General features: G+C 69.9%; 12 protein-coding genes. 3 read left to right on the plus strand and 9 right to left on the minus strand.

Translation table 11 applies throughout. The annotated features are described in order from the left end of the window. Window positions 1–27: 27 nt before the first annotated feature. The 9 genes from selB to MFF21_RS00310 all read right to left on the minus strand — a co-directional run bounded on the left by selB (window position 28) and on the right by MFF21_RS00310 (window position 10,365). Window positions 28–1,929 (minus strand): selenocysteine-specific translation elongation factor, encoded by a 1,902-nt coding sequence (gene selB, locus MFF21_RS00270; protein WP_238309192.1) that lies wholly within the window; start codon window positions 1,927–1,929, stop codon window positions 28–30. Between the two features lie 90 nt (window positions 1,930–2,019). Next, window positions 2,020–3,039 carry a formate dehydrogenase accessory protein FdhE gene (fdhE, locus tag MFF21_RS00275; RefSeq protein ID WP_238309193.1) on the minus strand — a complete coding sequence of 340 codons (1,020 nt, stop codon included), beginning with the start codon at window positions 3,037–3,039 and terminating at the stop codon, window positions 2,020–2,022. A gap of 3 nt (window positions 3,040–3,042) precedes the next feature. Continuing rightward, entirely contained in the window at window positions 3,043–3,768 is a 726-nt protein-coding gene (locus MFF21_RS00280) for a formate dehydrogenase subunit gamma (RefSeq protein ID WP_238309194.1), read from the minus strand. A 51-nt stretch (window positions 3,769–3,819) separates the two neighbouring features. Then, window positions 3,820–4,749, minus strand: coding sequence for a formate dehydrogenase subunit beta (fdxH, locus tag MFF21_RS00285; protein WP_238309195.1), 930 nt, complete (start codon window positions 4,747–4,749; stop codon window positions 3,820–3,822). Between the two features lie 15 nt (window positions 4,750–4,764). Then, a complete protein-coding gene (gene fdnG / locus MFF21_RS00290) occupies window positions 4,765–7,845 on the minus strand; it encodes a formate dehydrogenase-N subunit alpha (RefSeq protein WP_238309196.1) in 3,081 nt (1,026 codons plus the stop codon). 159 nt (window positions 7,846–8,004) lie between these two features. Next, complete coding sequence (locus tag MFF21_RS00295) at window positions 8,005–8,340, minus strand: hypothetical protein (protein ID WP_238309197.1); 336 nt, start codon at window positions 8,338–8,340, stop codon at window positions 8,005–8,007. 60 nt (window positions 8,341–8,400) lie between these two features. Next, entirely contained in the window at window positions 8,401–9,153 is a 753-nt protein-coding gene (locus MFF21_RS00300; protein WP_238309198.1) for an N-acetylmuramoyl-L-alanine amidase, read from the minus strand. After that, window positions 9,150–9,875: a J domain-containing protein gene (locus MFF21_RS00305; RefSeq protein WP_238309199.1), complete on the minus strand. Its 726-nt coding sequence runs from the start codon at window positions 9,873–9,875 to the stop codon at window positions 9,150–9,152. Before MFF21_RS00305 ends, MFF21_RS00300 begins: the two co-directional genes overlap by 4 nt. 220 nt (window positions 9,876–10,095) lie before the next feature. Further along, window positions 10,096–10,365, minus strand: coding sequence for a YMGG-like glycine zipper-containing protein (locus MFF21_RS00310; RefSeq protein ID WP_238309200.1), 270 nt, complete (start codon window positions 10,363–10,365; stop codon window positions 10,096–10,098). 199 nt (window positions 10,366–10,564) lie between these two features. On the opposite strand from MFF21_RS00310, the gene MFF21_RS00315 reads away from it, so the two are divergent. From MFF21_RS00315 to MFF21_RS00325, 3 genes are all read left to right on the plus strand, one after another. Then, window positions 10,565–11,164 (plus strand): urease accessory protein UreE, encoded by a 600-nt coding sequence (locus MFF21_RS00315; RefSeq protein ID WP_238309201.1) that lies wholly within the window; start codon window positions 10,565–10,567, stop codon window positions 11,162–11,164. Window positions 11,165–11,211: 47 nt separating this feature from the next. Continuing rightward, window positions 11,212–12,246 (plus strand): tRNA dihydrouridine(20/20a) synthase DusA, encoded by a 1,035-nt coding sequence (gene dusA / locus MFF21_RS00320; RefSeq protein ID WP_283206498.1) that lies wholly within the window; start codon window positions 11,212–11,214, stop codon window positions 12,244–12,246. 240 nt (window positions 12,247–12,486) lie between these two features. Next, window positions 12,487–15,678, plus strand: a complete 3,192-nt coding sequence (locus MFF21_RS00325; RefSeq protein WP_238309202.1) for an autotransporter family protein — start codon at window positions 12,487–12,489, stop codon at window positions 15,676–15,678. The last annotated feature ends 13 nt before the right edge of the window (window positions 15,679–15,691 follow it).

Here is a 15,691-nt window from a genome sequence, read left to right on the forward strand (position 1 = left end):
GCCGCAAGGCTCGGGCGAGGCTCGTGTCTATCCCGGGCGCCCGTCCTCGCCGAGGATGACGCGGCGGTCGCCGATCCGGCGGGTGAAGCGGATCGCGTCGAGATGCTCCAGCAGGGGAATCGAGAACTTGCGGGAGATGCCGAGGGTCGCCCCCGCCTCCCGTGCCAGAAAGCCCTCCCCGCCCCGGTCGGCCGGATAGGTCTGCGCGAGCTGCCGCTTCGCCTGCGCGATGGCGTCCTTGTGGAACAGGATCGTCCGCTTCTGCACCCGGTCGAGGGCGCGCACGAGGGTGCCGGCGCCCAGCAGGAAGGCGAGCGCCTCACGCCGGCGGATGTCGCGGCCGACCGCCTCGATCTCGTCGGGCGGGGTCAGGCCGCCCTTGCGGAAGAGGGCCTCCAGGGCGCGGACATGTTCGGTGGCGTTGCGGGCGGGATCGAAATCCGCCCGGCGGAACAGCGTGCCCGCCTGAACCGCATCCTTCGTGGCGACGAGGTCGCGCAGGGCCGCGGCGGCGGCGGCCTCGCCGAGGCCGCTCTCCCGGGCGAGCCGGTCGAGGGGGACGCCGTGCTCGATCGGGTGATCGCGGTGATGGCGGGCGAGCGCCGCCAGCACCGTCTCGCGCAGGCGCGTGAAATGCGCCGCATCGACGAGCCTGTCCCCGACCGGACGGGCGCGGATCTCGCTCAGGCGGCGGCGTACCCGATCCGGGGCCACGCCGACGGCGCGGACCAGATCGGCCTCGCTCACGCCCTCCAGGCCCCCCTGTGCCAAGCGGATGTCGAGGGCTTCGCGAGGGCCGCCGGCCGCGAGCGCGGCCAGATCCGCCAGCACCTTCGCGTCGTTGCGCTTGCGCCGCCGGGAGAGCGGATCGAGCACGCGGCCGCCGGCCACGGTGATCGGCGGCGCATCCAGGCGGAGGATGAAGGGCTCGCGCACCGGAAGCGCGATGTCCTCCTCGGCGCGCAGTTGCGCATAGGCGGTCTCGCCGGGCTCCAGGGCTTCCCGGTCGAGCAGGCGCAGGCGCGCGGGGACCTCGGCGGTGCCGTAGAGGAGCCGGCAGGCGGTGCCGCCGGCAAGCGGCGCCTCGGCGGAGGCCACGGCGGTGAGCACCACGTCGATCCAGCGCGTCGGCGCGAGAAGACCGGGCGCGCACAGGGCCTGGCCCCGGTGCAGATCGGACAATTCGATGCCGCGCAGGGCGACCGCCGTGCGCCGGCCGGGCTCCGCCGTCTGCACGCTGCGGCCGTGGATCTGCAGGCTGCGGACCGTGACGGCGCGGCCGCCCGGCATCAGCGCGAGCTTGTCGCCGACCGCGAGGGGGCCGCGGCGGAGCGTCCCGGTGACGACCGCGCCGAAGCCCGCCCGGGCGAAGACGCGGTCCACCGGCAGATAGGGGAAGCCGTCGTCGATCGCCGCCGGGGCGTCCTTCAGGAGCGCGCCCAGGGCCTGGGCCAGGGCTTCGAGGCCGGTGCCGGCGACGACGGAGGTCGGCACCACCACCGCCTGTTCGAGCCCCGCCCGCGCCGCCACCGCGGCGAGTTCCGCGCTGCGGGCGGCGACAGCCTCCGGGCTGACGAGGTCGCATTTCGTGAGGGCGATCACGCCCCGGCGCACGCCGACGAGCCGGGCGATCTCCAGATGCTCCACCGTCTGCGGCTTGATGCCCTCCTGCACGTCGACGGCGAGCAGAACCGCGCGCATGCCGGTGGCGCCGGAGATCATCGCCCGCACGAAGCGCTCGTGGCCGGGCAGGTCGACGAGGTCGATCTCGCCCTCCGGCCGCCGCAGCAGGGCGAAGCCCGGGACGATGGAGACGCCGCGGGCCTGCTCCTCCTTCAGGCGGTCGGTCTCGACGCCGGTGAGGGCGCGGACGAGGGCGGTCTTGCCGTGATCGACATGGCCGATCACGCCGACGAGGAGCGACTTCATGGACTCGGGACGATGCAGGCGGTGACGGACAACCGCTGATTAGAGACGGCGTCACCTCGGGTGAAGGCCCTTGCCGCGGTCAAGGCCGGATCAGGTCACGAAGAGCAGGTTGAGCCCGGCCTTGCGGAAGCCGTCCTCGACGATCTTCAGGTCGAGGCCGTAGGAGGCCACGTCGTCGGCGATGGGGTCGAGGGCCGGATCGCGGTGCTGGTGCAGGTGCTTGAGATAGCTGTGGCAGGTGCCGCAGGCCTCGACCTGCACGTCCTTCGAGAGCTCGTCGAGGCCGTAATAGCTGATGTCCTCGCCGGAGCCGCAGGCGGTGCAGCGGATGCGCACGTGGTTCCACAGGGTGCCGCAGAGGGAGCAGGACAGGTAGCGGGCCTTGTCAGCCGGGGTCCAGGACACGATCAGGCTCGCGGTCGGCGCGCCGCCGCAGGCCGGGCAGACGCCGTCGGCGACCGGCTTCAGAGCCTTCGGGGTCAGCCGCGCGGCGAGCCCCGCGAGATGGACCTGAAGGGCGCCGGCGACGAAGACGCATTCGGCCATGCGCTCGACCGGGAAGGCGCCCTCGAAGACCTGCAGGGCGAGGTCGAGCCGGTCCTCGGCCGGCGCGGCCTTCAGCGCGGCGAGCGTCTGCCGCGCGGCCTCGGGCGCGCCGGAGAGGTCGACCTTGTCGAGCAGGGCGTCGAGGCAGGCGGGAAAGCCGCTTTCGTCGGGGAGCACGCTGCGCGAGAGCGCCGGCATGCCGTGCTCGGCGCGCAGGGCGAGGTCCGCCTCGGAGACGGGCGCTCCCGCCTCGGAGCCGGGGCTCTCCGCCTGCACCGCGGCCTGGGCCTCGGCGATGGCCGCGAGGAACAGGAGGTAGCCGCCGAGGGGATGCTCGGGCGCGAGCGCCCGGAAGCGGGCGGCGCGATCCCGGAACAGCGTCTCCGGCGCCGGCAGCCGCACGAACGGCACCGCGCCCGAGATGCCGATCTGGTCGGGATCGGGCTTGATCCGCTCGAGGCGGCGGGCGGTCGCCTGCCGGGCCTCCGCCTGCTCGGCGGGGGTGGACGGCGTGTCGTTGCCCGCCCCCTCCTTCGAGGGAGCGCGCTTGAAGAAACGGGCCAAATCTCAGTGTCCGCGCTTGTCGGTCGATCCGGTGCGGGTCGGCAGGCTGGCCGCGATCTGGCGGAACCACTTGCGGTGGTGCCGGTAGGCCCAGCCCCCCGTCACCGTGCCGCGCACCATCGCCCGCCCGGTGCCGCGCACCCAGATGCCGGCATAGATGTGCACGACGATGATGGCGATGGCCACCACCGCGGCGAGCGAGTGGCCGAGGAGCGCCCAGCGCTGCGTCTCGATGGTGGTGGCGCCGCCGAAATACTGCTCCCAGATCGCCAGCCCCGTGACGAACATGATGCCGATCAGGGCGGTCTGCCCCCAGAACACGCCCTTCTGCCCGGCATTGTACTTGCCGAGCTCGGGCAGGCGGTCCTCGCGGTTGGTCACCACGTCGCCGATATGCTTCGACCATTCCACGTCGTCGCGGTTCGGGATGTTGAGCCGCCAGAAGCGGATGAACAGGAACGCGAAGCTGACCACCAGCGCGACGCCCATCCAGGGATGGAAGGCGCGCGTGGTCTGCCCCCCGCCGAACAGGGCGGTGAGGAAGTTCAGGTAGGGCGTGAACATCGCCAGCCCGGACAGGGTCAGCAGGGTGAACAGGATCGCGGTGATCCAGTGGTTCACCCGCTGCAGCCCGGTATAGCGGGGCACGTAGAGGACCTCGGACGCCTCGGTCTTCACTTCCCGAAGAGGCCGGACCTCGCTGTCGCGAACGTCGGTATGGATCGTCATCGGATCAGTCTCGTTCGAACGCCACCCGGGAGAATACCACGATCCGGCCGCTCACGACGGCCGGATCTCTCTGCCCCCTTCGCGCGCCGCCTTGTCCTTGAGGTCGATCGCCTCCTCTTCCTCCTCCGGCACCACCTCGTTCGGGCCGGCGGTGACGTAGTGGAAGAAGCCCGCGAGGGCCGCGAAGCCCATCGTGGCGAGGCCGAACACCTTGGCGCCCCCCTTCCAGAAGGAGACGAGCGGCGAGATCTTCGGATCGTCCGGCAGGCCGTTATAGAGGTGCGGCTTGTCGTTGTGGTGGAGCACGTACATCACGTGCGTGCCGCCGACCCCCTTCGGGTCGTAGAGCCCCGCATGGTCGAACCCGCGCGACTTGAGGTCGTCGATCCGGTCATGCGCCTGCTCGACCATGGCCTCCTTGGTGCCGAACATGATCGCGCCGGTGGGGCAAGCCTTGGCGCAGGCCGGGGCCTGGCCGACGGCGACGCGGTCCGAGCACAGGGTGCACTTGTAGGCCTTGCGGTCGGTCTTCGAGATGCGCGGGATGTTGAAGGGGCAGCCCTTCACGCAATACGCGCAGCCGATGCAGTTCTCCTCGACGAAGTCGACGATGCCGTTGGAGTACTGCACGATCGCCCCCGGCGACGGGCAGGCCTTGAGGCAGCCCGGGTCGGTGCAGTGCATGCAGCCGTCCTTGCGGATCAGCCATTCGAGATTGCCGGCCTCGTTCTCGTATTCGGTGAACCGCATCAGGGTCCACGTCTTCGCGGTGAGGTCGTGCGGGTTGTCGTAGACGCCGACATTGATGCCGACGTCGTCGCGCAGGTCGTTCCACTCCTCGCAGGCCGATTGGCAGGCCTTGCAGCCGATGCACTTCGACACGTCGATGAGCTTGGCGACCTCCTCGTGGGCGCGGATGGCCGGCGGCTGGTCCGTGGAGGCGGAGCGCTGCCGGATATCGAGGGAGCTGTAGTCAGCCATGGTTCACACCCTCCCTCACGCGACCCGGTCCGACGGAGGCGAGGTCGGCTCGATGTTCACGAGCCAAGCCTTGAACTCCGGCGTCTCGGTGTTGGCGTCGCCGACCACGGGGGTCAGCGAGTTCGGGTGCCATCCTTTCTTGGTCTGGCCGATGAAGCCCCAGTGCTGCGGCATGCCGACCACGTGGACCTTCTTGCCGTCGCAGATCAGCGGCTTGATGCGCTTGGTCACCACCGCCTTGGCCTTCACCGAGCCGCGCTTCGACCAGACGCGGACCCAGTCGCCCTTGGCGATGCCCTTCTCGCGGGCGAGCTCCTCGGAGATCTCGACGAAGGCCTCCGGCTGGAGGATCGCGTTGATCTTCGCGTGCTTGGTCCAGCCGTGGAAGTGCTCCGTCAGCCGGTAGCTCGTCGCCGCGTAGGGGAACTCCTCCGAGGTGCCGAGATCGGCCAGGTCACCCTTGAAGATGCGGGCGGCGGGCGCGCCCTTGATCTTCGGGAAGGCGGCGTTGGCGACCGGGGACTCGAAGGGCTCGTAATGCGTCGGGAACGGCCCGTCGCGCATGAGGCCCCGGGTCCACAGCCGGGCGACGCCCTCCTGGTTCAGGATGAACGGGCCCATGCCCTTCTCGGGGGCCACGGTGGCGCCGTAGTCCGGCACGTCGAAGCCGACCCACTGCTTGCCGTTCCACTCGATGAGCTTCTTCTTCTCCGACCAGGGCTTCCCGTCCGGGTCGCACGAGGCGCGGTTGTAGAGCACGCGGCGGTTGGCCGGCCAGGCGAAGGCCCAGTTCGGCGCGATGCCGCGATTGCCGGGATCGGTGTTGTCCCGGCGGGCCATGGTGTTGCCCTTCTCGGTGTAGCAGCCCGAGTAGATCCAGCAGCCGCAGGCGGTCGAGCCGTCGTCCTTGAGCTGCGCGAACCCGTCGACCTGCCTGCCGGCGGGGATCGTCGCCCCCGTGGCGTCCTGGATCGGGGCCAGCGTGTAGCCGTTGAGCTCGCGGGCGAGCTCCACCGGCGTCGGCGATTCCGCCAGGGCGTAGTTCCAGGTCAGGTTGACGATCGGATCCGGGAAGGCGCCGCCGTCCTTCTGGTACATCGCCTTCATCCGAAGGAAGATCGCCGACATGATCTCGATGTCCGAGCGGCACTCGCCCGGCGCATCCTGAGCCTGCCAGTGCCATTGCAGCCAGCGCGAGGAGTTCGAGAGCGACCCCTCCTCCTCCGCGAACAGCGTGGTCGGCAGCTCGAAGACTTCCGTCTGAATCTTCGTCGGATCGACGTCGTTGTACTCGCCGTGGTTCTCCCAGAAGCGGGCCGTCTCGGTCTGGAGCGGGTCCATGACCACGAGGAACTTCATCTTCGAGAAGGCCTCGGTCATCTTGGCGCGGTTCGGGAACGACAACAGGGGGTTGAAGCCCTGGATGACGTAGCCCGTCATCTTGCCCTGCTTGGCAAGCTCGAACCCGCGGATGACGTCGTAGGTCGGCACGTCGAGCTTGGGCAGATAGTCGTACGCCCAGTCGTTCTCCTTCTGCGCCTTGTCGCCCCACATCGCCTTCTGGAAGGAGACGAAGAACTTGTTGTAGTTCTGCCAGTAGCTCATCTGGCCGGGGCGCAGCGGCTTGAACTGCCGCTTGGCGATGTAGGACGCGTAATCCGGCTCCTTCTCGATCGGGATGTTCAGATAGCCGGGGATGAGGTTGCTCATCAGCCCGATATCCGTGAGCCCCTGGATGTTCGAGTGGCCGCGCAGGGCGTTCATGCCGCCGCCCAGCATGCCGATATTGCCGAGCAGGGTCTGCACGATGCACATCGAGCGGATGTTCTGCGAGCCCTTGGAATGGTGCGTCCAGCCGAGCGCGTAGAGCGAGGTCATCGTCTTCTCGGGCGACGACGTCTCCGCGATCATCTGGCAGACCTTGAGGAAGGTCTCCTTGGGCGAGCCGCAGATCCGCTCCACCATCTCGGGCGTGTAGAGCGCGATGTGCTTCTTCAAAAGCTGCATCACGCAGCGCGGATGCTGCATCGTCTCGTCGACGACGGCGTAACCGTCGGGACCGATCTCGTAGTCCCAGGTGGTCTTGTCGTAGTCGCGCTTGTCCTCCGAGTAGCCCGAGAACAGGCCCTCTTCGAACGCGTAGCCGTCCTTCACCACGAACGCGGCGTTGGTGTAGGCGGTGAGATAGCGATGCTGGAGCTTGTCGTTGTCGATCAGGTACTTGGCGACACCCGATAGGAACGCGATGTCCGTCCCCTGCCGGATCGGGCAGTAGAGATCGGCCACCGAGGCGGTGCGCGTGAAACGAGGATCGATGACGATGAGCTTGGCGTTGTTGTGCGCCTTGGCTTCCACCACCCACTTGAACCCGCAGGGGTGAGCCTCAGCGGCATTGCCGCCCATCACGGTGATGAGGTCCGCGTGCTTGATGTCCATCCAGAGGTTGGTCATCGCACCGCGGCCGAAGGAGGGCGCCAAACTGGCGACCGAAGGACCGTGTCAAACCCTGGCTTGGTTGTCGAAGACCAGGGCCCCCATGCTTCGGACCGTCTTGTAGGTCAGCCAGGCCGTCTCGTTGGTGGTGGCCGAGGCGCCCAGGAAGCCGGTGGTGATCCATCGGTTGACCGTGAGGTCGCCGTTCTTGGCCACGAAGTTCCTGTCGCGGTCCTCCTTGAGGAGCGTCGCGATCCGGTCGAGGGCGAAGTCCCAGGAGACCCGCTTGAACTCGGTCGTGCCCGGCGCCCGGTATTGCGGGTACTTGGTGCGGGTCTCGGACCGGATGAAGTCGAGGAGCGCCGAGCCCTTCGGGCAGAGCGTGCCGCGGTTGACCGGATGATCCGGGTCGCCCTCGACATGCATCACCGCGGACTTGGCGTTCTTCGAACGGTCGCCGAGGCTGTAGAGGATGACGCCGCAGGCCACCGAGCAATACGGGCAGGTGTTCCGCGTCTCGCGCATCTGCGCGAGCTTGTAGGGCCGCACCGCGGCGGCCATGGCGGGCTCGAGCCCGCCGAATCCGAGGGCGCCGAGCGAGCCCCCTGCGAGGCCGGCGCCCAGCCCCTTCAACAACCCGCGCCGCGAGACCTGGACCGTCATGGCCTGACCCTGTTGAGAGGTATTCTCATTCCAAATCGTTTCCCAGGAACGCGCCCTGGTGGCAAGTGCGGTCGCGTGACACACGACCCTAAATTGTTGCGCGCAATCGATACGTTCGAAGGCCGGATTCCATCCCAAGCGATGGCGGGTTAGCCCTCCTTATTTCGACGGCGAGGCCGGATTGCTGCCGGACGGGTTCGGCGTGCGGTGCGGGAGCGGCTCCTGCGGCTCCTGGCCGGTCTTGTTGGGGGTTTCGCTCGGCGGCACCGGGCGGTCCTTGTTCTGCGCGGTCGACTGGCCGCCCGGATCGGGCGCGTCCTTGCCGGCGGATTGCTCCCGCGGCACCGGCGCCTGGCTCCAGCCGTCATTGGCGCTGCGCGACCTGTCCCCGAGCACGTCTTGGCCCTTGATGCCGCCCTTGTCCTGCGCGAGGGCGGGCAGCCCCGAGGCGGCGAGCAGAAACGCAGCGGCGGCGAAACGGGTGAGATACGGCACGGCGGCCCTCGATCGTTGCGGATCCAGGGAAAGCGCGCCCGCGCCGCGGGAGTTCCTGCCTCAGAAGCCGCGGGCGGCGATCAGGTCGCGCAGGGTGGTGATGGTGGAAGAGTCGGCGACGCCGTCGACCCGCGCCTGCCGGAAATGGCGCTGGAAGGCCGTCACCACCGCCTCCGTCCGGGCCTCGAAGAGGCCGGTCACCGGCTGGTCGTAGCCGTAGAGGGCGAGCATGGCCTGGAGCGCCTCGACCGGCTGGCCGGATTCGCCCCGGCTGAGGAAGCGGCCGTCGCGGATCGGGCACGGCGGCACGTGATGGCCGATGCCCGCCGCGGCGAGACGATCCCAGGGAAAGTTCTCGCCGGGATCCTCCTTGCGCTCCGGCGCCACGTCCGAATGGGCGAGCACCCGCGCCGCGGGGATGCGCCAGCGCGCGACGATGTCCCGACACAGGGCGATCACCCCCGCGATCTGCGCCTCCGGATAGGGCGGCAGGCCGCCGTCATGGCCGGGATGGACGATCTCGACGCCGATGGAGCGGGAATTGATGTCGGTCTCGCCCATCCAGACGGCCCGCCCCGCATGCCAGGCGCGGCGCGCCTCGGGCACGAGCTGCACCGCGCGGCCATCCTCGTAGACGAGATAATGGGCCGAGACCTCGGCGGCGGGGTCGCGCAGCCGGGCGAGCGCCAGGGCGGCGTTCTCCATGCCGGTATAGTGGAGGATCAGCATGTCCGGGGCGGTACCGCTGCGCTCCCCGTGGTTCGGCGAAGGCAGCACCTTCTCCGCGAACGGGCTGTCGGGGACGAGGCTCACGTGATGCCCCGCTCCGCGGCGATGCGGTCCCAGGCCGCGTTCAGGGCGGCGAGCCGGTGGGTCGCGATCGCCACCGCCTCCGGCGGCAGGCCGCGGGCCACGGCCCGGTCGGGATGGTTCTCGGCCACGAGCCGGCGGTACTGAGCCTTGAGGGCGGCGTCGTCCGCCTCCCGGCCGAGGCCGAGCACGAGATAGGGATCGTCGGGCAGGCGGACATGCCGGGCGGCGACGCGCAGGAAGCCCGCCTCGTCGAGGCCGAAGATCGCCGCCACGTCGCGCAGGTAGCGCTCCTCCTTCTCGTGGATCGCGCCGTCGGCCTTGGCGATGTGGAAGAGGCCGTCGAGCACGTCCTCGAGCAGGGCCGGCTCGTCGCGGAAGGTCGAGGCGAGCTGCTGGGCATAGGCCTCGAAGCCGGCGGTCGTCGTCTTGGCGAGGTCGAACAGCCGCGCGACCCCGGGCCGGGCCGCAGGCGCGACCTGGACCACGCGGTCGAAGGCCTCGATCTCGGAGGGCGTCACCACCCCGTCGGACTTCGCCATCTTGGCGGCCAGCGCCACGAGGCCGGTGGTGAAGACCACGTCCTTGGGCGTCGCGCCGAGCAGCGCGCCCTCGCGGTCGACCAGGAAATGCCCGGCCACGCCGCCGAGCAGGGCGCCGAGCGGCCCGCCGAGCAGGGCCCCGAGCCCGGCGCCCCCGATCTTGCCCCAGAGACCGGCGCTCATGTGCGGGGCGCTCCTGCGCGGAGGGCGCCCGCGGACGGGACGGGCGGGGCGGCGGGGGAAAGCAAGGTCGGCCTCATCGGCAGGCTGTCGCGGCTTCGCCGGTTAACCCCGGAAGCGCGCGCCGGTGCAACCGCGCCGTGGCGGCTCCGCCGCCGAAAACGCGAAGGCCGGGGCGATCGCCCCGGCCTCGCACGCTTGAATTCAACCCTGACGGCGATTCTTAGCGGCAGTACACGTCGCCATAGGCGTCGCGGTAGGTGCCGTAGGGGCAGCGCGGCGCGGTGGCCGCACCGGCGATGGCGCCGCCGGCGCCGCCGATGGCCGCGCCCGCGAGCGCGCCGCCGGCCCGGCCCGTGGCGAGGCCGCCGATCGCCGCGCCGAGGCCGGCGCCGAGGGCACCGCCGCCGAGGGCACGGTCCTGGGGCGTGTTGCAGGCGCCGACGGACAGGGCGAGCGTACCTGCGAGCACGGCTGCGACGAGCTTCTTCATGACCGAGAACTCCCTTGTGCGGTCCCGCGCCCGGCCTGATTTCACCGTGGCGCCCTAACCCAGCTTAGCCATTATGCACATGAATGGCGCCGGAACGGTCTAGGTTCCGCCTCTTTCGTCGGGGGGCATGACTTTTTTGCCGCAGACCGCCATGTGTGCGGCGGAACGCAGCCGGCCCGTCACCCATCTCGAGGATTCCATGCCCAAAGCCACCCTGATCGTCCGCAAGCCCGCCGTCCGGCCCGAGCAGGTCGTCGACACGATCGCGCTCGACCATGCCGGCCGGCGCGCGACGCACGGCGCCCTCACCGCCGCGGGCGGTCTCGGCTTCGAGCTCGCCCTCTCCAACGCCGCCGGTCTGGAGGACGGGGACGCCCTGAAGCTCGAGGACGGGCGCCTGGTCGCCATCCGCGCGGCGGACGAGCCGCTCCTCGAAGTCCGCGCCGGCAACCCGGCCCGGCTGCTGCGCCTCGCCTGGCAGCTCGGAGGCGAGCACGTCCCCACCGAGGTCGGCTCCGAAGCCCTCTACGTCCCGGTCACCGCCAACGCCCTGGTCCGCAACGCCGGCTGCGAAGCCGCCCCGGTCACCCGCCCCTTCAAGCCCGAAAAGCCCCCCCACGACCATAGCCAGTGCGGCCACGACCACCATCATCACGATCATGGCGACGGGCACGGCCATGCCCAGGCTCACGACCATGCGCACGATCACGGACATGAGCATAAGCACGGTGCCGAGTGCGGCTGCGGCCATGATCACCATGACCACGACCATAAGCACGGGCATCACCACGACCATTGAGACCCTCGCGCGTTGAAGCCGAAACGGCGAGGGGCTATCCGCCCGCGATGACCAAGCCTCTCCTCAACGCCGAAGACCTGCGCTTCACGGTGGCACCGATGATGGACTGGACCGATCGGCGCTGCCGGTCGTTCCACCGTGTCCTATCGCGCCGGGCCCGGCTCTATACCGAGATGGTGACGACGGGCGCCGTGCTCCACGGACCGCGGGACCGGCTGCTCGGTTTCGATGCCGTCGAGCATCCCGTCGCCGTGCAGCTCGGCGGCTCGGATCCGGCCGATCTGGCGGCGACCGCCCGGATCGCCGCCGATTACGGCTACGACGAGGTCAACCTCAATGTTGGCTGTCCCTCCGACCGGGTGCAGGAGGGCCGCTTCGGCGCCTGCCTGATGCGCGAGCCCGCCCTGGTCGGCGACTGCGTGTCGGCGATGAAAGCGGCCGTCTCGATTCCGGTGACGGTGAAGTGCCGCATCGGCGTCGACGACCAGGATCCTGAAGAGGCCCTCGACAGCCTCGCGCAGGCGGTGATCCCGGCTGGCGTCGATGGGCTGATCGTGCATGCCCGCAAAGCCTGGCTGAAGGGTCTGTCGCCTAAGGAGAACCGGGACATCCCGCCCCTCGATTACGGCCGGGCGGCCCGCCTGAAGGCGGCCCATCCCGCCCTGCCGATCGCGGTCAATGGCGGCGTCACCACGATCGCGCAGGCCAAGGCCCTCCTGCGCAACCTCGACGGCGTCATGATCGGCCGGGCGGCCTATAGCGACCCAGCAATCCTGCTCGACGTGGATTCCGAGCTGTTCGGAGAAACGCCGCCGGTCGCCAACGCCTTCGAGGCGGTGGAAGCCTTTGCTCCCACCATCGCCCGCGGCCTCGAAGAGGGACTGCGGCTGCACGCCTTCACCCGGCACATGCTCGGCCTGTTCAACGGGCGCCCGGGCGCTCGGGCCTATCGCCGCCATCTTGCCACCGCCGGTATGGCGCCCGAGGCCGGGCTCGCCACGCTGCGGGAGGCCGTGGTCCATGTCACGCGGGCGACGGCTTCGGCCTACGGCACCGACGAGGCGTGGCAGACGGCCTGCTAGCGCGCGCCGAAATGGATACCAGCTCGGCGAGAGAACGCGCATCGAGACGAGGTTCGGCAATGCCTTTCTTTTCGCCGGCAAATTAGTCAAAAATCTTATTCGGCAAATATTTGTGGCGGCCAAAACACATGCTTCCGAAACAAATATTGTGACGGATTATGACTGAGCGTTGAACCGTAGCAGCCGCTACGCCTCCGGGAAGCAACCACCAGCTGACTCGCTCCCCGGGGGACCTTCATCATGCGGTTCGATCACGGCGTCTCGGTCGCGGCCATCCTGGCCGCCACGATCGGGGCAGGCGCGGCCCAGGCCCAGACGGCCAACACCACGCCCGCCAACGTCAACGTCCTCAACCTGCTCTCGCCCTTCCTGGGCCTCAACGCGACGGCAACGGGCCAGGCCACGCTCCAGACCAATCTCGACCAGACGGTCGCCCTGAACAACGGGGCGTCCTCGGACCGGCAGGCCCAGGCGATCAGCGATAAGAACCTGCCCGGCAACGCGAGCAACAATCTCTCCTCGGTCGGCCTCGGCATCTACGGCCCGGGCGCCAACCTCGCAGGCGGCCTGCCCGCCCAGACCCCGATCAACGGCATCACGCCGATTCAGGCGGTGGGCGGCCTCGGCGCCCGACTCGGCCCGATCTTCCAGCGCGGCACCGCCAACGGCACGGGCGGCCCCCTCGGCGCCACCGTGGACCTACTCGCCCGCGCCTCTTCCTTCACCGGCACCGATCTCGGCGTCGCCAAGAACTTCTTCGCCAACGGCGCGCCGAACAATCCGGCCGTGACGCCCGCGGGCTACGTCCCCACCCCCGCTGTCGCCCCGGCCGGTTATACCCTGCCGAGCTTCAACGGCCTGCCGAACACGAGCAACAGTGTCTACGATCTCGCCTATGGCGTGACCAACACGCAGCCGGGCCAGAACGTCTACGGCGATTCTCGCCCCGTGCAGGTCGTGCCGGACCGCCTGAACAAGTTCGACCCGACCGCCCTCGGCGGGCTGGCGACCAACCCCTCCTTCCCGAGCGGGCACACCACCTACGCCTTCACCGACAGCATCCTGATCGCGATGCTGGTACCGCAGCAATATCAGAGCATGATGGCCCGTGCCGCCGATTACGGAGCGAGCCGCATCATCCTCGGCGTGCATTACCCGCTCGACATCATCGGCGGCCGGGCGCTCGCGAGTTACGACCTCGCCCAGGCCTTCACCAATCCGCTCTACGTCAACAACGCGGCCACCACTGGCACGGCGATCAACCTGCCGAGCCTGTTCACCCAGGCCTCGGGCCAGATCCAGGCCTATCTCTCCGCGCAATGCGGCGACACCGTCGCCAATTGCGCGGCGAGCACGGCCAACAATGCGGGCAATCCCTATACCGCCTCCGCCGTGAACCAAGCCCTCTACCAGCAGCGCCTGACCTACGGCCTGCCGACCCTGAGCTTCGTCGCCGCCCCACGCGAGGCGGCGCCGGCCAATGGCCCCGACGCCTCGATCCTGCTCGCCCCGCTCTACGGCGGCAGCACCGCCGCGGCCAAGACGATCGCGCCCACCGGCGGCCTCTACGGTTCGCTGCAATCCGGCACGATCAACCAGATCCTGGTGAACACCGAGACCAACGCGCTGACCGCCTTCTACGGCACGCCCCTCAGCTACTGGAGCCGCATCGACCTCTATTCGGCCGCCGGCTATTTCGGGAACGTCACCGGCAGCCTGCGGATGGACCCACTCGACCGGCTGACCACCGACGTCATCGTCGGCAATGGCGGCACGCTCTTCGCGGACGGCACCATCACCGGCCGCACCATCCTGACCGCCGGCGCCGTCCTCGGCGGCACGGGCAGCCTCGGCAGCCTTACGGCCCTGAGCGGTTCGACGGTCGCCCCCGGCAACGGTCTTGGCACCCTGACAGTGGCCGGAAATGCCGCCTTCCTCTCGGGAGCAACCTACCAGGTCCAGGCCAATGCCGCCGGCCAGGCTTCGCGCCTCGCCGTTGGCGGTAGCGCTAGCCTCGGCGGCACAGTGGACGTGCAGGCCCAGGGCGGCCTCTACGCCCCGCGCACGGCCTACACCATCCTGACCGCCCAGGGCGGCGTGAACGGCCAGTTCTCCAACGTCAGCGCGAATTTCGCTTTCCTCACCCCAAGCCTGCGCTACCAGGCCAACGAGGTCGATCTGACGCTGACCCGCAACGACATCGCCTTCGCCGCCATCGCGCAGAACCGCAATCAGGCCGCCGCGGCCGATGCGGTGCAGAACACCGGCCCTGGGGCGGGTGTCTACGACCGCACGGTCGGCCTCACCACGGCGGAGGCGCAGGACGCCTTCCAGGCCCTGTCGGGCGACGTACATGCGAGCGCCGCCTCGGCCGAGTTCGGCACCGCCTTCTTCATCCGCGAGGCCATCCTCGACCGGCTGCGCCGGGGCGGCAGCCCGGGCTATGCCGAGACCGCTGATTTCGGCAACCTGCCGGCGACCTACACCGCCGACCTGCCGGGCCGCACGGCGCCGGTGGCGGTGGTGCCCGCGCGGGTGATCGACCCGCGGGTATTCGGGCTGTGGGGCCAGGGCTTCGGCAGCTTCGGCGACGTCCGCAGCGACGGCAACGCCGCCGGGCTCACCCGCCAGAGCAGCGGCTTCGTGCTCGGCGCCGACCTGCGGCTCGAGAACGGCTTCCGTCTCGGCGTGGCCGGCGGCTATGCCTTCACCAGTCTCGACACCAGCGGCCGCCAGCAGACGGGCGAGATCGGGAGCGGCTTCGGCGCGGTCTATGGCGGCACCGAGTTCGGCCCGGTCGCCCTCCGGCTCGGCGCGGTCTATGCCGACAATTCCCTGCGCACGCGCCGCACCGTCACCTCCCCCGGCCTGTCCGAGGTCGAGACGGCGCGCTACGGCGGCTCCACGGTGCAGGGCTTCGGCGAGCTCGGCTACCGCTTCGCCCTGGGCTCCGGCGCCCCTTCCGCCCCTGTCAGCAAGGCCCCGGTGGTCGCGCCTGCCGCGCCGCTCTCCTACATCGAGCCCTTCGTCGGGGGCGCCTATGTCAGCATCCACCACGACCGCTTCGCGGAGACGGGCGGCCTAGCGGCCCTGCGCGGCTTCGGCCGCGACACCGATGTCGGCACCTTTACCGCGGGCGTGCGGGCGCGGACGGTGTTCGACCTTGGGCTCGGCGCGCCGGTCTCGGCCTATGCCATGGCCGGCTATCGCCGCGCCTTCGGCGACGTGGTGCCGACCGCGCTCCTGGCCTTCAGCACCGGCCCGAGCTTCGTGACGGCCGGCATCCCGATCGACCGGGATGCCCTGGTGGCCAATGCCGGCCTCGACCTGCGCGTCTCGGCCAATGCCACGATCGGCATCGCCTATACCGGCCAGGTCGGCGAGCGGGCCCAGGACCACGCGGTGAAGGGCAACTTCACCCTGCGCTGGTGAGGCCAGCAAGCCT

The sequence above is a fragment of the Methylobacterium organophilum genome (assembly GCF_022179465.1).
Taxonomy (GTDB): domain Bacteria; phylum Pseudomonadota; class Alphaproteobacteria; order Rhizobiales; family Beijerinckiaceae; genus Methylobacterium; species Methylobacterium organophilum.